Origin of the sequence: Altererythrobacter epoxidivorans, assembly GCF_001281485.1 — a bacterium.
Lineage (GTDB): Bacteria > Pseudomonadota > Alphaproteobacteria > Sphingomonadales > Sphingomonadaceae > Erythrobacter > Erythrobacter epoxidivorans.
On sequence record NZ_CP012669.1, the window covers coordinates 2,612,138 to 2,635,061 of the forward strand.

Annotated in this window: 23 protein-coding genes and 1 tRNA gene; 11 read left to right on the forward strand and 13 right to left on the reverse strand. The window is 63.2% G+C overall.

Going from position 1 to position 22,924, the window contains the following annotated elements:
* Positions 1–72: 72 nt before the first annotated feature.
* Positions 73–1,371: a hemolysin family protein gene (locus tag AMC99_RS12895; RefSeq protein ID WP_061927138.1), complete on the forward strand. Its 1,299-nt coding sequence runs from the start codon at positions 73–75 to the stop codon at positions 1,369–1,371.
* Positions 1,372–1,432: 61 nt separating this feature from the next.
* Here the strand turns inward: AMC99_RS12895 and AMC99_RS12900 are convergent, their stop codons facing one another.
* From AMC99_RS12900 to AMC99_RS14180, 10 genes are read right to left on the reverse strand one after another with little or no spacing between them, the layout of a single operon-like run.
* On the reverse strand, positions 1,433–1,843 hold the full coding sequence (locus tag AMC99_RS12900) for a DUF3035 domain-containing protein (protein ID WP_061927140.1): 411 nt from the start codon (positions 1,841–1,843) through the stop codon (positions 1,433–1,435).
* 3 nt (positions 1,844–1,846) lie between these two features.
* Positions 1,847–2,377 (reverse strand): signal peptidase II, encoded by a 531-nt coding sequence (lspA, locus tag AMC99_RS12905; protein WP_061927142.1) that lies wholly within the window; start codon positions 2,375–2,377, stop codon positions 1,847–1,849.
* Complete coding sequence (locus tag AMC99_RS12910; RefSeq protein WP_061927144.1) at positions 2,374–5,358, reverse strand: isoleucine--tRNA ligase; 2,985 nt, start codon at positions 5,356–5,358, stop codon at positions 2,374–2,376. The genes lspA and AMC99_RS12910 overlap by 4 nt, the downstream gene beginning before the upstream one ends.
* Positions 5,351–6,292: a bifunctional riboflavin kinase/FAD synthetase gene (locus AMC99_RS12915; RefSeq protein WP_061927146.1), complete on the reverse strand. Its 942-nt coding sequence runs from the start codon at positions 6,290–6,292 to the stop codon at positions 5,351–5,353. The genes AMC99_RS12910 and AMC99_RS12915 overlap by 8 nt, the downstream gene beginning before the upstream one ends.
* Entirely contained in the window at positions 6,289–7,515 is a 1,227-nt protein-coding gene (locus AMC99_RS12920; RefSeq protein WP_061927148.1) for a dipeptidase, read from the reverse strand. Before AMC99_RS12920 ends, AMC99_RS12915 begins: the two co-directional genes overlap by 4 nt.
* Entirely contained in the window at positions 7,515–8,033 is a 519-nt protein-coding gene (locus tag AMC99_RS12925) for a dihydrofolate reductase (protein ID WP_061927150.1), read from the reverse strand. Before AMC99_RS12925 ends, AMC99_RS12920 begins: the two co-directional genes overlap by 1 nt.
* A 16-nt stretch (positions 8,034–8,049) precedes the next feature.
* Positions 8,050–9,117, reverse strand: coding sequence for a 5-(carboxyamino)imidazole ribonucleotide synthase (locus AMC99_RS12930; RefSeq protein ID WP_061927152.1), 1,068 nt, complete (start codon positions 9,115–9,117; stop codon positions 8,050–8,052).
* A complete protein-coding gene (gene purE / locus AMC99_RS12935) occupies positions 9,117–9,599 on the reverse strand; it encodes a 5-(carboxyamino)imidazole ribonucleotide mutase (protein WP_061927154.1) in 483 nt (160 codons plus the stop codon). The genes AMC99_RS12930 and purE overlap by 1 nt, the downstream gene beginning before the upstream one ends.
* 14 nt (positions 9,600–9,613) lie before the next feature.
* The gene (gpmA, locus tag AMC99_RS12940) at positions 9,614–10,312 is read right to left on the reverse strand and encodes a 2,3-diphosphoglycerate-dependent phosphoglycerate mutase (RefSeq protein WP_061927156.1); all 699 of its coding nucleotides are present in this window, start codon (positions 10,310–10,312) and stop codon (positions 9,614–9,616) included.
* Between the two features lie 33 nt (positions 10,313–10,345).
* Positions 10,346–10,504, reverse strand: coding sequence for a hypothetical protein (locus AMC99_RS14180; RefSeq protein WP_198143534.1), 159 nt, complete (start codon positions 10,502–10,504; stop codon positions 10,346–10,348).
* 104 nt (positions 10,505–10,608) lie between these two features.
* Here AMC99_RS14180 and AMC99_RS12945 point away from each other — a divergent pair.
* Positions 10,609–10,683 (forward strand) — tRNA-Thr (locus tag AMC99_RS12945).
* Positions 10,684–10,743: 60 nt separating this feature from the next.
* Here the strand turns inward: AMC99_RS12945 and mobA are convergent.
* Positions 10,744–11,256, reverse strand: coding sequence for a molybdenum cofactor guanylyltransferase (mobA, locus tag AMC99_RS12950; protein WP_061928046.1), 513 nt, complete (start codon positions 11,254–11,256; stop codon positions 10,744–10,746).
* Positions 11,257–11,352: 96 nt separating this feature from the next.
* On the opposite strand from mobA, the gene AMC99_RS12955 reads away from it, so the two are divergent.
* Both AMC99_RS12955 and AMC99_RS12960 read left to right on the forward strand, forming a co-directional pair.
* Positions 11,353–11,853, forward strand: a complete 501-nt coding sequence (locus tag AMC99_RS12955; protein WP_061927158.1) for a PH domain-containing protein — start codon at positions 11,353–11,355, stop codon at positions 11,851–11,853.
* Positions 11,850–13,397, forward strand: coding sequence for a PH domain-containing protein (locus AMC99_RS12960; RefSeq protein WP_232301428.1), 1,548 nt, complete (start codon positions 11,850–11,852; stop codon positions 13,395–13,397). Before AMC99_RS12955 ends, AMC99_RS12960 begins: the two co-directional genes overlap by 4 nt.
* Here AMC99_RS12960 and AMC99_RS12965 read toward each other — a convergent pair.
* A complete protein-coding gene (locus AMC99_RS12965) occupies positions 13,394–13,714 on the reverse strand; it encodes a GNAT family N-acetyltransferase (RefSeq protein ID WP_061927160.1) in 321 nt (106 codons plus the stop codon). The genes AMC99_RS12960 and AMC99_RS12965 overlap by 4 nt on opposite strands.
* 53 nt (positions 13,715–13,767) lie before the next feature.
* Here AMC99_RS12965 and AMC99_RS12970 point away from each other — a divergent pair, with 53 nt between their 5' ends.
* Positions 13,768–14,775, forward strand: coding sequence for a threonine aldolase family protein (locus AMC99_RS12970; protein WP_061927162.1), 1,008 nt, complete (start codon positions 13,768–13,770; stop codon positions 14,773–14,775).
* On the forward strand, positions 14,772–15,695 hold the full coding sequence (locus tag AMC99_RS12975; protein WP_061927164.1) for a DMT family transporter: 924 nt from the start codon (positions 14,772–14,774) through the stop codon (positions 15,693–15,695). Before AMC99_RS12970 ends, AMC99_RS12975 begins: the two co-directional genes overlap by 4 nt.
* Here AMC99_RS12975 and AMC99_RS12980 read toward each other — a convergent pair.
* The gene (locus tag AMC99_RS12980; RefSeq protein WP_061927166.1) at positions 15,692–16,489 is read right to left on the reverse strand and encodes a Rossmann-fold NAD(P)-binding domain-containing protein; all 798 of its coding nucleotides are present in this window, start codon (positions 16,487–16,489) and stop codon (positions 15,692–15,694) included. The genes AMC99_RS12975 and AMC99_RS12980 overlap by 4 nt on opposite strands.
* Before the next feature lie 53 nt (positions 16,490–16,542).
* Between AMC99_RS12980 and pepN the strand changes: the two genes are divergently transcribed.
* The 5 genes from pepN (at position 16,543) to AMC99_RS13005 (ending at position 22,922) form a co-directional block, all read left to right on the forward strand.
* Complete coding sequence (gene pepN / locus AMC99_RS12985) at positions 16,543–19,197, forward strand: aminopeptidase N (protein ID WP_061927168.1); 2,655 nt, start codon at positions 16,543–16,545, stop codon at positions 19,195–19,197.
* A complete protein-coding gene (gene pgeF, locus AMC99_RS12990; protein WP_061927170.1) occupies positions 19,190–19,948 on the forward strand; it encodes a peptidoglycan editing factor PgeF in 759 nt (252 codons plus the stop codon). The genes pepN and pgeF overlap by 8 nt, the downstream gene beginning before the upstream one ends.
* A gap of 206 nt (positions 19,949–20,154) precedes the next feature.
* Entirely contained in the window at positions 20,155–20,730 is a 576-nt protein-coding gene (gene petA, locus AMC99_RS12995) for a ubiquinol-cytochrome c reductase iron-sulfur subunit (protein WP_061927172.1), read from the forward strand.
* Between the two features lie 17 nt (positions 20,731–20,747).
* Positions 20,748–22,040 carry a cytochrome b gene (locus AMC99_RS13000; protein ID WP_061927174.1) on the forward strand — a complete coding sequence of 431 codons (1,293 nt, stop codon included), beginning with the start codon at positions 20,748–20,750 and terminating at the stop codon, positions 22,038–22,040.
* A 21-nt stretch (positions 22,041–22,061) separates the two neighbouring features.
* Positions 22,062–22,922 carry a cytochrome c1 gene (locus tag AMC99_RS13005; RefSeq protein ID WP_061927176.1) on the forward strand — a complete coding sequence of 287 codons (861 nt, stop codon included), beginning with the start codon at positions 22,062–22,064 and terminating at the stop codon, positions 22,920–22,922.
* Positions 22,923–22,924 lie beyond the last annotated feature (2 nt).

Genomic DNA, 22,924 nt, shown 5'->3' on the forward strand with positions numbered 1-22,924 from the left:
CGTGGCGGTCTGTTCCCGAAATTGCTGTGCGTTGGCGCTGGCAGAGCCGCGCTTTTGTGCTAGCGAGACCGTGTGACGCCGTTTCCCTGGACAGACTTGATAGTCATCGCGTGCCTGATCGTTCTCAATGGCATCTTCGCCATGTCCGAATTGGCCATCGTTTCCGCGCGCACTGCGCGCCTCAAAGCCGCGCGTGACAAGGGGTCGGTAAGCGCCAAGGTCGCGCTGTCGCTGGCGGCCGATCCGGGCAAGTTCCTTTCGACCGTGCAGATCGGGATCACGCTGGTCGGCATCATTGCTGGCGCTTACTCGGGCGCGAGCCTGGGCGGACCGGTTGGCGAACGGCTGGAGCTGCTGGGCGTGCCCGCCGACGTTTCGGGCGATGCAGGCTTTGTCCTGGTGATCGTGCTGACCACCTATTTCAGTCTCGTCGTTGGCGAGCTTGTGCCCAAGCAACTGGCCCTGCGCAGCGCGGTGCCGATCGCACTTGTGATGGCACGCCCGATGGCATTCCTTGCCAAGGTCGCAGCGCCGCTGGTGTGGGTGCTCGACACTTCGTCGGGCGCACTCGTTCGGCTGTTCGGCGTGCGTCCCGGTGGCCAGTCGAACGTCACCGCGGAAGAACTGCACATGATATTTGCCGAGGCAACGCGGTCGGGGGTTATCGAGGTCGAACAGCACCAGATCCTGGCAGGCGTGGTGCGCCTGGCCGAACGGCCCGTGCGCGAAATGATGACGCCGCGGACAGAAGTGGATTGGATCGACATCAACGCCGATGAAAAGGCGATCCGCAAGACCATCGAGGCGAGCCCGCACTCCTTGCTGCCTGTTGCCGACGGGTCGCCCGACACGATCCTCGGCGTAGTGAAGGTGCGCGAAGTGCTCGCTGCGCTCGTCGCCGGGCGCAAGCTGTCGCTGAAGCGGCTGATGAAGAAACCCGAGGTCGTTCCCGACCAGCTCGACGCGATGGATGCGCTCCGCGTGCTCCAGCAGTCCGAAATCGCCATAGCGATGGTCCATGATGAATACGGCCATTTCGACGGTATCGTCACACCGGTCGACCTGCTGACCGCGATCGTGGGCGAATTCGCCAGCGACCAGGACCAGAGCGAAGGCCCGTTATGGGTAGAGCGCGAGGATGGGTCGCTGCTGGTCGCAGGCGGAATGTCGGCCGATGCGCTGGCCGACAGGCTCAACATCGAATATGGCGACGACCGCGAGTTCGGCACTGCTGCAGGCTATGCGCTGTCGATCTTCAAGAAACTGCCGGTAGAGGGTGAATACTTCACCGATCAGGGCTGGCGCTTCGAAGTGGTCGACATGGACCGCCGCCGCATCGACAAGCTGCTGGTCAGCAGGGACGCAGGCTGAAACGAAAAAGGCCCGCCGATCCGGCGAGCCCATTTCCTGTAACATCGAATAGAAGCAGCGATCAGCCCGGGATGACTGCCTGCGCTGCCTGGCCGTCACCTTCGGGAGCGGCGATGATGTCGCGGGTCACGCTGCCCTTGGCAACGGTCGCGGTCTGCGGGTCGCCGACCTGGCTGCGGATGGCAGGAGCAGCGGCACCGGCGCGGTCGAGGGCGCTGGTTTCCACCTGGCTACGCGGGGCAGGGCCGCCGAACAGTGCATCGAGCGCCTGTTCCTGCGCATTGCCCTCTGCCGGACGCGGCGCGCCGGGTGCAGGCGGGACCAGGCTGAAGTCCGGCGGAACCACCAGCGGCGCCTGGCGCTGCACGGCGAATTCATCGGGACGATCGCGGTTGAGAATGCCGCCACCACCGCAGCCGGCAAGCATGGCGCTGGTTGCAGCAAGAAGGACGGCGGTTTTCACGATACGCATATTTCAACTCTCCGCGGGGCTGTGGCCCGGCTGTTCGATTTCCTGGTCCTTTTCGCGCACGAAGAAGGAACGGGCAAGGATAATCACGACGCCCACGGTGATAGCGGCATCGGCGATATTGAAAATGAGGAAGGGGCGGAAATCCCCGATATGGAAGTCGGCATAGTCGATGACGTAACCGAGCGAATAACGGTCGACGATATTGCCGAGCGCCCCGCCGAGGATCATCGAAAGCCCGATGATATCGCCCAGCAGCCGTTCGCGCAGCATCCACACCAGTACGATGATCGCAATGAGCGCTGTCACTGCCACCAGCAGCCAGCGCATTTCCATGCTGGTCGCTTCGAGCAGGCCGAGCGATACGCCGCGGTTCTCGGTATAGGTAAGGTCGAAGAACGGCAGAAGGTCGATCCGGCCTACTTCGCGCAATTGCAGCGGATCGATCACCAGCCACTTCACGAACTGGTCGATGGCGAAGATTACGCCGGCGATGACGAGGCCGATCACGCGGTTGCGGGTCAACAGGCCGCTCATTCCACCACCTCCTCGCAACGGGCGCACAGGTCGCCGTCTTCCTCGACTTCGGGAAGCAGGCGCCAGCAACGGCCGCACTTGTGATCGGTGGTCTTGGTGACGCTCACGCTGTCTCCTTGGCCCCGCGTGACTGACGCGGTGATGAACAGTGCGGCAAGATCGGCATCGCTGAAGCCCTCGGGCACGGCGGAAGCAGGGACGACCACGTCGGCCTCCAGGCTCGAACGAATGGTCTTTTCACGGCGCAGCGGTTCGATTGCTTCGTTCACGTCCTCGCGCAGTTCGCGCAGCGCTTCCCACCGCGCGGTGTCGGGGCGCAGGCCCTCTGCCAGCGCAATCTTTGGCCATTCGAGCAGGTGGACGCTGCCGCCCTTCGCGATGTCTGCCGGATAGCGCGTCGCCCACACCTCTTCCGAAGTGAACACGAGCACCGGCGCGACATAGCGGACCAGCGCCTGGAACAGGATGTCCAGCGTCGCGCGATAGGCGCGGCGGGTGACGCTGTCTTCGCCATCGCAATAAAGGCAGTCCTTGCGGATATCGAAGAAGAAGGCCGACAGGTCCTCGTTCGCGAAATCGATCAGCGCACGGGTATAGGTGTTGAAGTCGTAGTCGACGATCGCCTGCGCCAGTTTCGCATCGAGCTGGCTGAGCAGCGTCAGGACGTAGCGTTCCAGTTCGGGGAACTCGGCCATTTCAGGCACGTCGCTGCCGTCGAACCCGTCGAGCGCGCCGAGGAGGTAGCGGAAGGTGTTCCTGAGCTTGCGGTACTGGTCGGCAACGCCCTTCAGGATCTCGTCGCCGATGCGGTGATCTTCGGTGAAGTCCACGCTTAGCGCCCACAGGCGGATGATGTCGGCACCGTATTGCTCCATGACCTTGAGCGGATCGACCGTATTGCCGAGGCTCTTGGACATCTTGCGCCCGTCGCTCGCCATGGTGAAGCCGTGGGTCAGCACCTGGTTGTAAGGCGCACGGCCACGCGTCGCGCAGCTTTCGAGCAGGGAGGACTGGAACCAGCCGCGATGCTGATCGCTGCCTTCGAGATAGAGGTCGGCGGGCCACTGCACATCGCCCCAGCGCCCCGATTCGAGCACGAAGGCGTGGGTGCAGCCCGAATCGAACCACACGTCGAGAATGTCGCTGACCATCTCGAATTCGGCAGGATCGTGGTCGGCGCCGAGGAAGGCGGCCTTGTTACCTTCGTTCCAGGCGTCCATGCCTTCTTCGCGCACGGCGGCGACGACGCGGGCATTGACCGCTGGGTCCTGCAGATAGCTGCCGTCCTGACGGACGAACAGCGTGATCGGCACGCCCCATGCGCGCTGGCGAGAAAGGACCCAGTCGGGACGCCCTTCGACCATGCTGCCGAGGCGGTTGCGGCCCTTCTCAGGCACGAAGCGGGTATCGGCGATGGCCTGCACTGCACGCTGGCGCAGGGTCGAATGATCCTGGCTGACGAAGGGCGCGACCGCAGCGCCGAGCGGATTGCCCGGGGCAACGTCGAAATCTCCGGTGCCGAGCGGCTTGTCCATCGGCACGAACCACTGCGGGGTGCAGCGGAAGATGACCTTTGCCTTGGACCGCCAGCTGTGCGGGTAGGAGTGCTGGTAATCCTCGCTCGCGGCGAGCAGCGCGCCCGCTTCGCGCAGGTCCGAGCAGATCGGGCCTTCGGGGGAATTGAAGGGCTTGTTGATGACGCTGCGGCGGCGTTCGTCATCCCCGCCGAGCCAACCCCAGTCGTCGCGGTAGACACCGCCATTGGTGACGGCAAAGACCGGCTCGATGCCGTTGGCCTTGCACAGTTCGAAGTCGTCCTCGCCATGGTCGGGCGCCATGTGGACGAGCCCGGTGCCGCTGTCGGTGGTGACGAAATCGCCTGGCAGAAACGGGCGCGGCTTGGCGTAGAACCCGCCGAGCTTGTGCATCGGGTGACGCGCGACGGTTCCGGCGAGGTCGGAGCCTTTGATGATCTTGTAATCACCAAATCCTTCATCGCTGACAGGCCAATCGACAATCGGCACGCCCTGCGATGCGGCAGTCGCTGAAACGCGTTTATAGAACTCGGGAAAAAGCGCCTTTGCCACGAGAATTGTGCCGTTCAGCCAGCCGAGTCCTTTGGCAGCCAAGTCTTGTTGTGCCGAAGGATGGCGATCATCATCCAACAAACGTAGGTGGACATACTCAACCTCCGGCCCATACGCCAAAGCTTGGTTGACAGGGATCGTCCACGGCGTTGTCGTCCAGATCACTGCATGTGCGCCGACCAGTTCCTCAATCGGACTCTCGGTGATCTCGAACGCCACGTCGATCTGGGTCGAGACGATGTCCTCGTATTCGACCTCCGCCTCGGCCAGCGCGGTTTCCTCGACCGGCGACCACATCACCGGCTTCGAGCCGCGGTAGAGATTGCCCGCCTCGGCCAGCTTCATCAGCTCGGCGACGATGATCGCCTCGCTCTCCTTCTGCATGGTGAGATAGGGGTGGTCCCAGTCGGCCATCACGCCAAGGCGCTTCAGCTGGTCACGCTGCACGTCGACCCAGTGCTGTGCATAGGCGCGGCATTCGTCGCGGAAGGCTTTTACCTCTGCCTCGTTGCGGTCCTTGCCCGACAGGACGGGCTTTTGCTTCTTGTCCTTGCGGTACTGTTCCTCGACCTTCCATTCGATCGGCAGGCCGTGGCAGTCCCAGCCCGGAACATAGGGCGCATCCTTGCCGAGCAGGTTCTGCGTGCGGCAGACCATGTCTTTCAGCGTGTGGTTCAGCGCGTGGCCGATGTGCATGTCGCCATTGGCGTAGGGCGGGCCGTCATGGAAGATGAACTTCTCGCGGCCCTTACGGCTCTCGCGCAGCTTGTCGTACAGGCCGATTTCCTGCCAGCGCGCAGCAATGCCCGGCTCCTTTTGCGGGAGGCCGGCCTTCATGGGAAAATCGGTCTTCGGCAGGAAGACCGTATCTCTATAGTCGCGCTTTTCAGTCATGGTGGCGCGCGCTTAGTAGAGTGCGCGCCCGGTCGCAATCCTTCTCCATCTGCTCCATCAGCGCGTCGAGCCCGTCGAACTTCGCTTCGGGACGCAGGAAGTGGTGGAAGGCGACTTCGATCTCCTGCCCATACAGGTCGCCGGAAAAGTCGAAGAAATAGGGTTCGAGCAATTCCTTGGGCGGTTCGAACTGCGGGCGCACGCCGATATTGGCCGCGCCGGTCAGCTGCTGCCCGGTGCTGAGGATCTTGCCGGTCACGGCATAGACCCCGTATTTCGGACGCAGGTAATTCTCGACCGAGAGATTGGCGGTGGGATAGCCGATGGTGCGGCCGCGCTTGTCGCCATGTTCGACGATGCCGCGAATGGCGAAGGGGCGGGTCAGCAGTTCTGCCGCAAGCTCGGGATTGCCGTCGCGCAGCGCCTCCCGGATACGGCTGGAAGAAACCACCGCGCCGCCATCTTCCACTGCTTCGACCACGCGCGATTGCAGTCCGCGTTCGCCGCCCAGCGATTTCAGCAGGTCGACATTGCCTGCCGCGCCCTTGCCGAAAGTGAAATCGCCACCCGTCACGACGCCATGTGCGCCGAATCGCTCGATCAGGATTTCGGTGATGAAATCTTCCGCGCTCGTCCCCGCCAGGTCCTTGTCGAAATGGAACACCAGCATCGCGGTTGCCCCGGCAGCAAGGTAGAGTTCCTGTCGCTGTTCGAGCGTGGTCAGGCGAAACGGCGGCACCTCGGGCTTGAAGAAGCGCACCGGATGCGGGTCGAAAGTGGCAATGATCGAAGGTCGGCCTTCCTCATGCGCCCAGCGGATCGCTTCGCCCGCTACCGCCTGGTGCCCCTTGTGGAAGCCGTCGAAATTGCCGAGCGCGATGACCGCGCCGCGCAGGGCAGACGGGATCTGCTCGCGGTGGTCGAGCCACCTCATGATGCGGCGTCCTGCTGGCCGGGCCGATCTTCTGGAAGGACGGCATCGCCCTCTACCATCGGCTGCAGCCCGCGCGAGATGACCCGCAGGGCGTTGCCGCCCATCGCCGCGCGAATCTCGTCCGCGGTGAAACCTTCGTCCATCAGCGCCTGCGTCACCTGGACCAGCTGCGACGTGTCGAACCTCACGGTGGTAGCACCATCGTAATCGCTGCCGAGCGCGACGGTTTCTATGCCGACGAGGTCGCGAATATGCTTCATCGCCTTGGCCGTGGCGCGCGGGTCGGTCGAGCAGACAGCGCCCTCCCAATAGCCGACACCGATGACGCCGCCGGTCCGTGCGACACCGCGAATTTCATCGTCGGTGAGGTTGCGGTTGACCTTGCAGGTCGCCTGCACTCCGCCGTGGCTGGAGACGACGGGGCGCCGCGCCATTGCCAGGATTTCGGCAACGCACTGGTGGCTGCAATGGGCGATATCGACGATCATGCCCTTGCGCTCCATCCGCCGCACCGCCTCGCGGCCCATCTCGGTCAGGCCCGATTTCTTCTCGCCATGCATCGACCCGGCCAGCGCATTGTCGAAGAAGTGGGTGAAGCCGGCCATGCGGAAACCGTGTTCGTAAAGCGCATCGAGATTGTCGATGTCGCCTTCGAGATCGTGCAGCCCCTCTACGCTCAGCAGCGCGCCGACATATTGCGGCCCCTTGACCTTGCGCTGGCCCAGCAGTCCGTCCACATCGGCGGAACTGCGCACGCCGATCAGCTCGCCGCCCGATTCCCCCTCTGCCTTGGCCAGTTTCTGCGCGTGCCAGACGGAACGCTGCAGCAGCGAATGCCAGGTCTTGATCGGCTGCATCTGCGCGATGGTGAGCAGGGTGATGTTGTCGCTCTCGGCGCTGTTCGAATCGTAGTTCTGGTTCTTGGGCGTCTTGGTCACGCTGGAAAATACCTGCAGCGCGACGTTGCCCTGCTGCAGGCGCGGCAGGTCCATGTGGCCGCGCGATCCGGCCTGCGTCACGTCGCGGTTCCACATCAGCGTGTCGGAGTGGAGGTCGATAATGGTCAGCGTTGCGTGCAGCGCCTTGGCCTCGTCGCTTACCTCGATCAGCGGCTGGCCATCGATCTTGTTCATCGATTCCTCAGCCCAGCGCGGGGCAAAGCCGAAGAAGATCACTGCGCCCACGATGGCGAGCACCAGGATCGAACCGAAAATCTTGCGCATCATTCCCCCTCGACCCGTTTGTAGGTCACGAAGCTGTAGGCGGGAAGGCCCTCTTGCGCCTCGCGATCCTCGCGCGCGGAAACTTCCCACTCGCTGCCCAGCGGCGGCATGAAAGTATCGCCGTCGAAATCGGCATGAACTTCGGTCAGCTCGATCCGCTCGGCATGATCCATGAAGACATCGTAGATGGCAGCCCCGCCGACGACCGCGATCCTGCCCGACGGGTTGTCGCACCGGGCGAGCGCGATGGCTTCCTCGACCGACCGGACCACTTCGGCACCTTCGCTGTCCCAACGCTCGCGCCGCGTCAGGACGATGTGGCGACGACGAGGCAGCAGGCCGGGCAGGCTCTCGAAAGTCTTGCGCCCCATGATCATCGGCAGGCCCTGCTTGTCGGGGCCCATCGTCATCGCCTTGAAGTGCTTCAGGTCTGCGGGAAGGTGCCAGGGAAGCTGGCCGTTCTTGCCGATCGCTCCATTGGCGGCGCGCGCGTATATTAGGAAAAGGCCGGGTTCCATCTGGCTTGCGCCCCGATCAACCGGCTGCGTGGCCGACGCGGGTGACGTGGCCCATCTTGCGGCCCTCGCGCGCTTCCTTCTTGCCGTAGAGATGCAGGTGCGCCTCTCCGTCTTCGGCCAGGATCTCGTGCGCGGTCAGCGCATCCTCGCCCACGATATTGCGCATCTCGACATGGGCGAAGCGCGTCGCAGTCGAACCGAGTGGCAGGCCGCAAATGGCACGGACATGGTTCTCGAACTGGCTGGTTGCTGCACCCTCGATCGTCCAGTGGCCTGAATTGTGCACCCGCGGGGCCATTTCGTTGAACACCGGGCCGTTTGCGGTGGCGAAGAATTCGAGCGTCAGCACGCCGACATAGCGTAGCGCTTCGGCCACGCGCGCGGCAAGCTGGCGTGCTTCTTCTATCTGTGCCGATACGCTGGCGGATGGCGGATAGGTCGATGTCGCGAGCATGCCCTCTTCATGGACGTTGGCGGTCGAATCCCAGAAACGGACTTCGCCATCCGTGCCGCGTACGAGGATTACCGAAAATTCGGCCTCGAAATCGACCATGCTTTCATAGACGCAGGACTTGCCGGGGAAACGGACGCTGTCCGCATCGCGCAGCGAAGACACGCGCCACTGGCCCTTGCCGTCATAGCCGTCTCGCGCGGTCTTGAGGATGCCCGGCGCTCCGACGCGTTCGACAGCCTGCTTGAATTCGTCGTCCGAACCCACTGCCATATAGGCCGCGGGCCGCCCGCCCATGTCTTCGATGAAGCGCTTTTCCTTCACCCGGTCCTGCGCGGTTTCGAGCGCACGCGGATCGGGGGCGAGCATGCCTGCGGGGATCATCTCGACCGCCGACAACGGGACATTCTCGAATTCCCAGGTCACGACATCGCACTTGGCAGCAAAGGCGGCGAGGGCGGGCTTGTCGCCCCAGCCGTTCTCGAAGAAGTCGTGACACAGGTCGGCAGCGACATTGTCGCCTGCGGGCGCGTATCCGATCACCTTGTAGCCGAGCTGGGCGGCGGCAACCGCCATCATGCGTCCCAGTTGCCCTCCGCCAAGAATGCCGATGGTTGAGCCCGGTGCGATCATCAGCCGTGGGGCCTTTCGTCGACGGCGGCGGTGCGCGAGGCGCGCCAGTCCTGCAGGCGGTCGGACAGGTCCTCGTCCTGCAAGGCAAGGATGGCAGCCGCCATCAGCCCTGCGTTCGTTGCGCCTGCTTCGCCAATGGCCAGCGTGCCCACGGGAATGCCGGCTGGCATCTGCACGATCGAAAGCAGGCTATCCATGCCCGAAAGCGCCTTCGACTGAACCGGCACGCCGAGGACCGGCAAATGCGTCATCGCCGCGATCATGCCGGGAAGGTGCGCCGCACCGCCGGCACCGGCAATGATCACATCGAACCCTTCGCCCTCTGCACCCTTGGCAAAGGCGCTCATCCGGTCGGGAGTGCGGTGGGCGGAAACGATGCGCGCCTCGTGCTCGACTTCCAGTTCTTCCAGCACCTGCGCGGCGCACTGCATGGTGGGCCAGTCCGACTGGCTCCCCATTACGATGGCTACCTTGCCCCCCATTGCCTTGTCCTTACTCAACTGTCCTTGAGGTAATAGCGTTCGCCCGGCACCAGTCCGGAGACGCCGTCATTCTCGAAATCATATATGATCGGCTGGCCGGTGGGAATCTCCAGGCCGGTGATGTCGTCGTCCGAAATGCCCGACAGGTGCTTCACCAGTGCGCGCAGCGAATTGCCGTGGGCCGAAATCATCACGGTTTCGCCCGCATTGACGTATGGCAGGATGGTTTCCTGCCAATACGGAAGGACGCGCTCGATCGTCAGTTTCAGGCTTTCAGTCTGCGGCACGTCGATCCCGGCGTATCGCGGGTCGTCCGACAGGTCGAACTCGCTGCCCTTCTCGAGCTCGGGCGGCGGGACATCGAAACTGCGACGCCAGATGTGCACCTGCTCGTCGCCATGCTTGTCGCGGGTTTCCTGCTTGTTGAGACCGGTCAGGCCGCCATAGTGCCGCTCGTTGAGATGCCAGTCCTTGGTTTCGGGGATCCACAGCCGATTGCACTGGTGCAGCGCGAGGTGCAGAGTGCGGATCGCTCGGGTCTGGACCGAGGTGAAGGCGCGCGTCGGCAGGACGCCCTTTTCCTTCAACAAGACGCCAGCGGCCATCGCCTCTTCGACACCCTTGTCGGTCAGGTCGACGTCCCACCAGCCGGTGAAACGGTTTTCGAGGTTCCACTGGCTCTGGCCGTGGCGGACGAGAATGAGCTTGGGCATATTGGCTCCGGCAAATCCTAGGAGCGCGCTTCGTTAGCCATCGTCGCGCGGCTTGGAAAGAGCTTCTCCACCCGATTCGCCCGATTGCGTCTCCATCGCGCGTCCTTGCGCCTTCCTGCGGTGCAGGTTTTCGCGCAGTTTTGCCGCGAGCCGTTCTTCGCGCGACATTTTGTTGCCGTGATCTTCACCCATGCGAAACGCCTTGGAACTATTACGCCCGTCGCTCAAGTGTTGCTTGACATTGCGGGCGAGCATGACGATAGGCGCGCCACCTCGACCGCCACGTCGATACAGGCGCTGCTGTAGCTCAGTGGTAGAGCGCACCCTTGGTAAGGGTGAGGTCGGGAGTTCAATCCTCCCCAGCAGCACCATTTCCCGCGAAATTCGACATACGCCGACAGGCGCGCCGCCCGTTCGGGTCGTGGCCCATCCTATTCCGGCAGGTCTTCGGGCCTGTTGATGTTGAGGAGGGGCGGATCGAACCGGACCAGCCGCGCATCGACGAGCCCCGCAAAGTCGAACAGCTTCCGTCCGCCCTGCGCGAGAAATTCGTCCAGTGTCCCTGCAAGTTCGACCGGCCAGAGGCCGACGACCGACTGGCTCTGGACGATCGCAGCGCCATCCCCCGCCATCGCCCTGGCGAGGTCGGCGGGAATGTTGGGAATGTCGCAGGCCACGCTCAGCACCCGATCGTATTCGTTCGCTGCCGCATAATGAAGAGCCGCATTGATGCCGCCGAGCGGCCCCATGTCGGCTCCCGGCCGGTCGGGGATACAGGTGAATCCGGCTTCCTCGCGCCCGCAGACGACCAGCCCGTCGCATTGCGCGGAAAGTGCATCTGCGGCGAGGTCGATCAAACGCCAGCCGTTGTAGCGCGCATGCGCCTTGTCGCTGCCGAAACGGCGGGCCTGTCCTCCGGCCAAGATCGCACCCAGCAATGGCATGCCGCCACTGCTAGGCAGCACACGACCAAAGCGCCAGCCAATTCGCATCGCGATTTGGACTTGCAGGAATTAAGCGTCTTAGTCATGTAATACGCTATGGACGAACAGGGCACCGCGGTGACAACCGCAAGCGACGAAGACGGGGCGCTGACGCCGCTCCACCCCAATCATATCAAGGCGCTGCGCGTCACCACCACGATTGCGGCCCTGCCGGTCGTCATCGCGGCGCTGATCGTGGAGGCCGCCGACGTCTTGCCACCGGCAGTGGTGGTCGGGCCCGTGGCGCTGGTCGCGCTGCTCGCCATCCTGCGCCTGCCGCTGCGCCGCCATCTCGCACGTGGTTACGCCATGAGCATTGACCGCCTGCGCGTCGTTCGCGGAATCTGGTTTCGTTCGGATACGATCGTACCCTTCGGCAGGGTCCAGCACATCGACGTGAACCAGGGCCCGATCGAGCGGTTCTTCGGCATCGCCACCCTTACGCTCCACACCGCCGGCACGCACAATGCCTCGGTCAACCTGCCAGGGCTAGGCCACGAACTCGCAATGGAAATGCGCGAGGAAATCCGCAGCCACATCAAGCGCGAGACGCTGTGAAACGCATATTCTCCATGCAGGATGGCGAGGCTCGCCGGACCGACCCCAAGAGCTTCGTCGTCCGCGGGGTGATGAGCCTGCGCAATGCGGTTTTCCCGATGGTCGCCGCGTTCTTCGCCATGCGCGACACAAGTTTCGGCCTGTTCACTGCCATCGTGGCGGGTGCCGCGGTGCTGTCGATCAGCAGCCTCATGTCCTATCTCGGCTGGAGGCGGTTCACCTATCGCGTGGGTGAAGAGGATATTCGCGTCGAACAGGGCATCGTCAGCCGGGCGGCACGCTCGGTCCCCTACGAACGGATCCAGGACGTCAGCCTGGAACAGGCGCTGATCCCGCGCCTGTTCGGCCTTGTCGAAGTGAAGTTCGAGACAGGATCGGGCGGCGGCGAGGACCTGAAGCTGTCTTATTTGCCCGAGGCGGAAGGCGAGCGGCTGCGCGAACTCGTGCGCGAGATCCACGCCGGCGAAACCGCTGCGATTCCGGCTGCTGCCGAAAGCGACATCGATGCCAGCGACCCGGTGCAGTCGGAAGCAGCGGGCAGCGAACCGGGCGAACCGCTGTTTGAAATGAAGCCGCCGCGCCTTCTGAAGTTCGGCATGTTCGAATTCTCGCTGGCGGTCGTCGCGGTGGTTTTCGGTATAACGCAGCAGCTCGATTTCCTGTTGCCGTTCGACATCTGGGATCTCGACGAATGGCAGGAACTGCTCGCCGGACCGGGCAACTGGCTTGCGGCCCTCGGGCCGATGGCGCAAGTGGTGGGTGCGGTGCTGGCCAGCATTTCACTGCTAGCGGTCGGAGTTGCCACCGGCATCATCCGCACATTAACCCGTGAGTGGGGCTTCCTGCTGGAAAAGACGCCGCGCGGCTTCCGTCGCCGCCGCGGGCTGTTCACGAAGACCGACGTCGTGATGCCGGTGCATCGGGTGCAGGCGCTCGAAATCGTGACCAAGATGATCCGCTACCGCTTCGGCTGGCGTGCGCTCAAGTTCGTCAGCCTCGCGCAGGATGCAGGCTCGTCGAGCCATGTCGTCGCGCCATTCGCCCAGGCAGAGGAAATTGCGCCGATCATCAGGGCGGCCGGGTTCGAGCCACCGGCCGATTCGCTCGACTGGCACCGCGCCAGCAAGCGTCACCGGTTCGACAGGATGGTGATAGAATCCACGCCCTTCGTTCTCGTGGCAATCGTGGTTGCAGTGGCCGCCCCGGTCGTGTGGTTCGGATTGCTCCCGCTGATTGGCGCGGCGCTTACGATCGTGGGCAATCTTTATGGCTGGCAGTTCCACAAGCACGCACTCGATGCGCGCCAGGTGCTGAGCTCGGACGGCTATCTGTCACCCTCGGTCAAGATCGCCTCGCGCGTGAAGCTGCATTCGGTAGAGATCGTGCAAGGGCCCATCGCGCAGCGGCGCGGCTATGCGACCGTGAACCTCGGGCTGGCGGGTGGCGCCTTTGCCATGTCAGGCGTGCCGCTGGAACGCGCGCGCCAGCTTCGCCGGTCGATCATGGAAAGTATCAGCGCGACCGATTTCTCGAAATTGGCCTAGCCCGCCTTGAGGTCTTCCCAATGGGGATTTTCCTCGAACTTGGCGGCGACGTAGGAACATCGCGGCACGATCAGGAATTCCTCGACCTTGGCGTCTTCTACCAGCCGGCGAACCAGATGCCCGGCAACCCCGCGGCCGCCGATTGCCCTCGGCACCACGGTATGGGTCGCGATGCGGACTTCCATGCCGTCGCGTGGGTCCCCCGGTTCCCATTCGAGATAGCCCGTCGTGCTCTCGTCCTTGATATGGGCGACGTACTTTCCGCCCTGGCCCTGGACATGATGGGTGATCGTCAGATCGAGATTGTCGGCAGTCATCGCTAAAGCTCCTTCTTGCCAATCAATGGCCACGCATTAAGGCCGTTCCCCTGATGAATTCGCAAAAACCATTCCTGTCCGACAACGCGGCCCCTGTCCACCCGAAGATCTGGGAGGCGATGCAGGCTGCCGACAGCGCCGACATACCCTATGACGGCGATGCCCTGAGCCAGGAACTCGACGCGCGTTTTTCCGACCTTTTCGGCAGGGAATGCGCGGCGATCTGGGTCGCGACCGGGACCGCAGCGAACTGCCTCGGCCTTGCCACCTTGTGCCAGCCCCACGGCGGTGTCGTATGCCACGAGGAAGCGCATATCGAGGTGGACGAAGGCGGCGCGCCGGGCTTTTTTCTCCATGGCGCGAAACTCATGCTGGCAAGCGGCGAAGGCGCCAAGCTGACGCCTGATGACATCGCTGCGCTGGTCGATCCGATCCGCGACGACGTGCACCAGGTCCAGCCGCATGCAATCGCGATCACCCAGGCGAGCGAATATGGCCTGTCGTATCGGAGGGCGGAGATCGACGCGATTACCGAACTTGCGAAGGCGCGCGGGCTGGGCATCCACATGGACGGGGCGCGGTTTGCCAATGCCGCGGCCTTCCTTGGCGGCAAGGCTGTCGAGGCTGCCGGACACGTCGATACTTTGAGCTTCGGCTGCATCAAGAATGGCGGGATGAGCGCAGAAGCGCTGGTGCTGTTCGATCCTGAGCAGGCGGCGCTCGTCAAATATCGCCGCAAGCGCGCCGGGCACCTTCAGTGCAAGGGGCGCTATCTCGCCGCGCAGGTCCTCGCGATGCTCGATGGCGATCTGTGGCTCGAAAATGCGCGCGCTGCCAATGCCGCTGCGGCCGAGATCGGTTCGGCGGCAGAGGCGCGATTGATGTATCCGGTAGAAGCGAACGAGGTTTTCATGCGGTTGAGCGCAGCAGAGCGTGAGGCTTTGCGGCAGCAAGGTTTCGACTTCTACGATTGGGGCGCCGACGCTGCACGGTTCGTCGCGGCGTGGAATACGAAAGCGGAAGATGCGGTCGCTCTGGGCAAGGCGATCGCCGGCCTATGAGCGAAGCCCCTCCGCCGCATGCCTTGTTGCGGCCCAAGATCGCGATCCCTTTCATCCTGACCGCATTGATCTGGGGATCGACCTGGTTCGTCATCACGACGCAGATCGCCGAAGTACCGGTGCTGTGGTCGGTCACCTGGCGCTTTGCGATGGCGACGCCGGCGATGTTCGCGCTGACCCTGGCGCTGCGTCATAGCCTCGCCATGCCCGGCCGGGTGCACCTGCTGGCGCTGGCGATGGGGCTGTTCCAGTTCTGCGGCAACTACAATTTCGTCTATTGGTCGGAGCACCACCTTACTTCGGGCATCGTCGCCCTGCTGATCGGCATGATGCTGGTCCCCAACGCGATCCTCGGCCGCTTCCTGCTGGGCGAACCGATCACGCATCGTTTCATGTGGGGTAGCGCTGTCGCGCTCGGCGGGATCGGGCTGTTGCTGCTCAACGAGGCGCAGGTCGCACCGCTCGGCGGAAATGTCCTGCTTGGTGCGGGACTGGCGCTGGTCGCGATGATGGCGGCCTCAATCGCCAATGTCATACAGGCCGGACCCACCGGCAAGAGCGTGCCGCTTACCGCCCTGCTTGCATGGTCGATGCTTTACGGCACGCTGATCGACGCCGCACTGGCATGGAGCATAGAAGGCTCGCCCGTCTTTCCGCGGACGCAGGCCTATTGGTTCGGCACCGCCTGGCTGGCGATTGTCGGATCGGTGGTGACCTTCCCGATCTATTACGGCCTGGTCCGAACGCTCGGCGCAGGGCGGGCAGCGTATAACGGCGTGCTCGTGGTGGTGATCGCGATGATCATCTCGACCCTGCTCGAAGGTTATCGCTGGACCGCCCTGTCGGGCGCAGGCGCGGTTCTGGCTATGATCGGGCTGGTGATCGCATTGAGGGCGCGGCAGGTCGCGAAGGGCGCCTAGACCAGGTTCGCCAGCCCCTGCCTGAAAGTCGGATAGGCAGGCTTCCAGCCGAGCAGGCGCTTCGCCTTTCCGTTCGCGACCCGGCGGTTCTCCGAATAGAAGCCGCGCGCCATCGGGCTGAGGTTCGCTTCCTCAAGAGTTTCGAGCGGGGGAGGTTCCAGGCCGAGCATGCGGCAGGCTTCTTCGGTCACGGCATTGCCGCTCGCGGGAAGGTCGTCTGCAAGGTTGTAGGCACCGGAAGGCGCATCGGTGTCGATTGCCGCAAGAACTCCCGAAACGATGTCGTCGACATGGACCCGGCTGAAGACCTGGCCCGGCATATCGATCCGGCGCGCCTTTCCCTCGCGCACCCGGTCGAGCGCGCTTCGCCCCGGGCCATAAATCCCGGGCAGACGGAAAACCCGTGCGCCGAGTTCCATCCACGCTGCATCGGCATCGCTGCGCGCGGTCCGGCGTCCGATCCCGGTAGGTGCGCTCTCGTCCACCCAGGCCCCTTTCTGGTCCCCATAGACCCCCGTAGAGGACAGGTAGCCGACCCAGCGCCCGCCTTGCGCAGCCGCCTTCAAGGTGTGGCCATAGGTCATCAGCACATCGTCACCACCGGTCACATCTTCCGGCGGCACGGAAGAAAGGATGTGCGATGAATGGTCGAGCGCCATGCGTACCCGGTCGAAATCGCCGAAATCCATGTTGCCCGCGCTGCCGGTGGCATCGACCTGCCAGCCGCGCGCCTTCAACGCGTCAGCAATGCGGCTGGCCGTGTAACCGAGCCCGAAAATGAACAAATGTGGCATGCAGCGCGTTCTAACCGTTGGACACCCCTGCAAAGCAACCTAAATCGTGAGCCATGGATATCGCAACGACCCCCGTAACGCCCGAAGGCAACCCCGAACTGGCGGATGCCGCGCCCAACCCGCACGAACCTTCGATCATCTTTCGCAAGGACTACCAGCCCTTCGCCTGGCGGGTGCCGGAAATCGCGCTCGATTTCGTCCTGGGGGCGGAAGACACCAGGGTTACCTCGACCATGCAGGTGGAGCGCAATCCCGATGCTGCAGCCAGCGACACGATCCGCCTCAACGGCGACGGGCAGGAACCGGTTTCGATCAAGGTCGATGGCGAGGCAACCAACAGCTGGTCGATGGACGGGGACGACCTGATCATTCCGCTTCCGGGTAGCAATCACGAGCTCGAGATCGTGACGAAGATCAACCCGGCTGCCAATACCCAGCTGGAAGGGCTCTATGCCTCGAACGGCATGCTCTGCACCCAGTGCGAGGCAGAAGGCTTCCGCCGCATCACCTTCTTCCCCGACCGTCCCGATGTCCTGTCGGTCTATTCGGTTTCGATGCGCGGACCGAAGGACCAGTTCCCTGTCCTGCTGTGCAACGGCAACGAGGTCGCAAGCGGCGAAACAGATGACGGGATGCGCTGGGCCGACTGGCACGATCCGTGGCCCAAGCCGAGCTATCTCTTCGCGCTGGTCGCTGGCGATCTGGTTGCGAACAGCGGCACCTTCACCACGATGAATGGCCGCGAGGTCACTCTCAACATCTGGGTGCGGGAAGAAGACCTTGCGCGCACCGACCATGCACTGGAATCGCTGCGCAAGTCGATGAAGTGGGACGAGGAAGCCTTCGGCCGCGAATATGACCTCGACCTCTACAACATCGTTGCCGTGTCCGACTTCAACATGGGTGCGATGGAGAACAAGGGTCTCAACGTATTCAATACGAAATACGTGTTGGCGGACAAGGAAACCGCGACGGATGCCGATTTCGACGCGATCGAAGGCGTCATCGGGCACGAGTATTTCCATAACTGGTCAGGCAATCGCATTACCTGCCGCGACTGGTTCCAGCTGAGCCTGAAGGAAGGTTTCACCGTTCTGCGCGACCAGCTGTTCAGCCAGGACATGCAGGGCGAGGCGGTGAAGCGGATCGAGGACGTCCGCATCCTGCGCGCTGCGCAATTCCCGGAAGATTCGGGGCCGCTGGCGCACCCGATCCGCCCGGACAGCTATCGCGAGATCTCGAACTTCTACACGGCTACCGTCTATAACAAGGGTGCAGAGGTCATCCGCATGATGCGGACCATGGCCGGGCCGCAGAAGTTCCGCGAAGGGACCGACCTTTATTTCGACCGTCACGATGGCGAGGCCGCAACTTGCGAGGATTTCGTCAAGGCGATCGAGGATGGCGCGGGGCTCGACCTCGAACAGTTCCGGCTGTGGTATCGCCAGGCAGGGACGCCCAGGGTTGAGGTATCGCTCACGCACCAAGGCGAGACGGTTACCCTGACCCTGAAGCAGCATGTGCCCGCCACCCCGGGCCAGCCTGACAAGAAGCCCATGCCGATCCCGCTGCGCATCGCCTTGCTCGACCGCGAGACGGGCGCCCATGATGGCGAACAGCTTGTCATGCTCGATGCAGCGGAAAAGAGCTTCACTTTCCAGGGTTTCGCGTCGAAGCCTGTGCTGTCGATCAATCGCGGCTTTACCGCGCCGGTCACGATCCAGCGCGAGATCGACCGCGACGAGCTGGTCCTGCTCGCCGCCCGCGACGACGATCCGTTCGCCCGTTACGAGGCGATGCAGGAACTGGTTGTCGGCCACCTCGTCGCCGCGGCGAAGGGCGACCTTCCCGATGAAGCGCGCGCCGCAGGCGAAGCTGCAATTACAGAGGCGATGCGCGCGATCCTGACCGACACATCGCTCGACGATGCAATGCGCGGCGAATTGCTGATCCTGCCCAGCGTCACCTATCTGCTGGAACAGGTCGAGAAAGCCGATCCGGTCTCTATCTCCGAAGAACGCGAAGGGTTGAAGGCGATGCTCGGCCAGCGCCTGGCGAGCGAATTCCACGCCCTTTACGACCGCGCGGAGAAAATCCCCTACGACGGCGAGGGGGCTCGCGGTGCGCGCAAGGTCAAGACACAGGTGCTTGCCTATGCCGCCGCCAGCGATCCGGAAAAAGCCGCCGAGCTCGCTGCCTATCAATATGACAAGGCGGATAACATGACCGACCGGCAGGGCGCGCTTATGGTGCTGTGCGGTCTCGACACGGCAGAACGCACGCACAAGCTGCTCGATTTCTACAATCGCTATCGCGGCAATGCGCTGGTGATCGACAAGTGGTTCACCCTGCAGGCGCTGTCGCTCCACCCGCATGCGCTTGAGCATGTCCAGGCGCTTGCCGATCATTCGGACTTCACATTGAAGAACCCGAACCGCGTGCGTTCACTCTACATGGCGTTTGCGGGCAACCCGCAGGCGTTCCACCGTGCCGATGGCGAGGGCTATCGCATGATCGCCGACCTGATCCTCGCGCTCGATCCGATCAACCCGCAGACTGCCGCCCGCTTCGTCCCTTCGCTGGGCCGCTGGCGCAAGATCGAGGAGGGGCGCAGCAAGTTGATGCGCGAACAGCTCGAGCGGATTCGAGATGCAGGCAATCTGTCGCGCGACACATACGAGCAGGTGGCCCGCAGCCTCGATGGCTGATCGGGAAATCCCCGGAGCGCTAGACCTCGCTGCGGCGGATAACCTGTCGGGGGTGCCGCACGGCTTCCTCGGCCATGGCGGCCTGCGCCACCAGTTCGGTTATGGCGGGGAGGGCGATCCGGCCGCGATCCGCGACTTGCGTTGGCTGGCGGCCGACGCATTGGTGCCAGGGGCTGCGCTCGTCGCGCCCCACCAGGTCCACTCGCCCGATGTCATTTCCGTATCCGAAGCCTGGGAGGATGCTGTCGAAGGGCGTCCGATCGCTGACGCCGTCGTCACGAACACTCGCGGACTTGTGCTCGGGATCGTCACCGCAGATTGCGCACCGGTCCTGTTTGCCGATATCGAGGCCGGCGTGGTCGGTGCGGCGCATGCCGGTTGGCGCGGGGCGCATGGAGGCGTGCTCGAAAACACGCTCGATGCAATGGAGCGTCTGGGCGCGGACCGATCGCGGATAGCGGCGGCCATCGGGCCGACGATTGCGCAGCCAAGTTACGAGGTCGACGATTCCTTTCGCGACCAATTCCAGGAACAGGATTCGCGATTCTTCGCATCGGGCAGGGCGGGTCACTGGCAATTCGACCTTCCGGCCTATATTGCGGCGAGATTGGAGGGGGCCGGGCTGACGCGAATCGAGGATACGGCGCTCGACACCTGTGCGCTCGAAAACCGCTTCTACTCCTATCGCCGCGCGACCCATCGCGGGGAACCCAATTACGGCAGGCAGCTGAGCATCATCGCTCTTGCATGAAACTGCACAGTTGGTTCTCAAAACACGGTTGGCTTTACCGCCCATTGCGTCTATCAGCGCGCCCAAACCGGGGATAGGTGCCGTTCGGCGCCCATCGACGGGTAGCTGACGCAGGGGGTCCGGCTTACGAACACCTTGCTGGCTACAGACATTTCTCGCCCCGCCATCCGGCAATGGGGCTTTTGGCTCGAGCAAGGTTAAGGCTGATGGCTGAAACGACTGGCACCGCAGTACCCGCAGAGGTCACCGAACACGGTGATGACGGGGTCCGGCGGCGCGACTTCATCAATATCGCCGCGATTGGCGCGGCAGGCGTAGGCGGCCTCGCGGTCGTCTATCCGCTGGTTTCGCAAATGGCCCCTTCGGCAGACGTGCTCGCGGAAAGCAGCACCGAAGTCGATATTTCGTCGATCGAAGCCGGCCAGGCGATCAAGGCAGTGTTCCGCAAGCAGCCGCTGTTTGTGAAGCGCCTGACGCCGCAGGAAATCAAGGACGCGAACGACGTCGATGTCGGCAGCCTGCGCGATCCGCAGACGCTGGCAGAGCGTACCAAGGAAGGGCACGAAGACGTGCTCGTCACCATGGGCGTCTGTACCCACCTCGGCTGTGTGCCGCTGGGTGCTGCAGAAGGCGAAGTGAAGGGCGAGTTCGGCGGGTATTTCTGCCCGTGCCACGGTTCGCATTACGACACCGCTGCCCGCATCCGTAAGGGTCCGGCTCCGCTGAACCTGCAGGTTCCGGAATATGAATTCACCTCCGACACGGTCATCCAAGTCGGCTGAGGTTTGAGAGACGATCTATGAGCTTTCCCTGGGCACGCCAGTACGAACCGCAGAACGGTTTCATGAAGTGGATGGACGAGAAGCTTCCGCTTCCCCGTCTCGTCTATAACGCGATCGGCGCCGGTTATCCGGTCCCGCGCAACCTCAGCTACATGTGGAACTTCGGCGTTCTCGCCGGTTTCTTCCTCGTCCTGCAGATTGTGACCGGCATCGTGCTGGCCATGCATTACGCAGCCGACGCGACCGTCGCTTTCAGCAAGGTCGAGCACATCATGCGCGATGTGAACTGGGGCTGGTTGATGCGTTACACGCACGCCAATGGCGCCAGCTTCTTCTTCATCGTCATCTACCTGCACATCTTCCGCGGGCTGTTCTACAGCTCGTACAAGGCCCCGCGCGAGATGATCTGGCTGCTCGGCGTCGTGATCTTCCTGCTCATGATGGCGACCGCTTTCATGGGCTACGTCCTTCCCTGGGGCCAGATGAGCTTCTGGGGTGCGAAGGTGATTACCGGCCTGTTCGGCGCGATCCCGCTGGTTGGTGAACCGCTGCAGATCTGGCTGCTCGGCGGCTATGCGCCCGACGATGCGGCACTGAACCGCTTCTTCTCGCTGCACTATCTGCTGCCGTTCGTGATCGCCGGTGTGGTCATCCTCCACATCTGGGCGCTGCACATCCCGGGTTCGTCGAATCCGACCGGCGTCGAAGTGAAGCAGGAATCGGACACGGTTCCGTTCCACCCCTATTACACTGCAAAGGACGGCTTCGGCCTGGGCGTCGCCCTGCTGCTGTTCTTCGCCATGGTGTTCTTCCTGCCGAACTATCTCGGCCACCCGGACAACTATATCGAGGCGAACCCGCTCTCGACCCCGGCGCATATCGTTCCCGAATGGTACTTCTGGCCGTTCTACGCGATCCTGCGTGCATTCACCGTGGACTTCATCCTCCCGGCGAAGCTGTGGGGCGTGATCGCCATGTTCAGCGCGATCCTGGTGTGGTTCTTCCTGCCTTGGCTCGACAAGTCGCCGGTGCGCAGCGGTCACTACCGTCCGCTGTTCCGCAAGTTCTTCTGGTTCGGCCTGATCCCGACCATGGCAGTGCTGTTCTATTGCGGCGGCGCGGCTGCCGAAGAACCCTACGTCATGCTGAGCCAGCTCGCCACGGCGTACTACTTCCTGCACTTCCTGGTGATCCTGCCGATCGTTTCGTCGATCGAGCGGCCCGAACCGCTGCCGTTCTCGATCACCGAGGCCGTGCTCGGATCGGACAAGAAGGCCGTACTCGGCGAAAACGCCGAGCCTGCGGTTTGAGGACGAAAGAAAGATAGCGCAATGATCCGTCTTATCAGCATCATCATCGGCCTCGGCTTCACTCTCGTAGTGCTGATCGCTTTCGGCACCGGTCTTGCGACCGTGATTTCCGACGGCGAACTCAAGCCCGAAACTGCAGAGCATGTGTTTCACGAGCACGCCCACGCACCGGACGAAGGCTTCAGCTTCACCGGTCCGTTCGGCAAATTCGACAAGCAGCAGCTCCAGCGCGGCCTGCAGGTTTACAGCGAAGTCTGTGCTGCCTGCCACAGCCTGAAGTATGTCTCGTTCCGCGACATCGCTGCGCTCGGCTACTCCGAAGGCCAGGTTAAGGCTTTCGCTGCCAGCAAGCAGGTTCCGGGTATCGATCCGAACACCGGCGAAGCGACCATGCGTCCCGGCCTTCCGACCGATCGTTTCCCGTCGCCTTATCCGAATGCCGTTGCCGCTGCCGCAGCGAACAACAACGCGATCCCGCCGGATCTCTCGCTGATCACCAAGGCGCGTCACAACGGTTCGGAATATGTCTATTCGCTGCTGACCGGTTACCAGGCGCAGCCGGCTGAACTGCTCAAGGAATTCCCCGAAGCAAAGACGCCCGATGGCCTGCACTACAACCCGTACTTCGCGAACCTGAACCTCGCGATGGCACCGCCGCTCACCACCGACGGCCAGGTCACCTATGCCGAAGGCAATCCGGAACCGACCGTCCGCCAGATGGCAGCCGACGTTGCAGCGTTCCTGACCTGGACGGCGGAACCGAAGCTTGAAAAGCGCAACCAGACGGGCTGGCCGGTTCTCGGCTTCCTGCTCTTTGCGACCGTTCTTGCATTCCTCGCCAAGAAGCAGGTCTGGTCTGCTGCAAAGCGCAAGGACGACTAAGC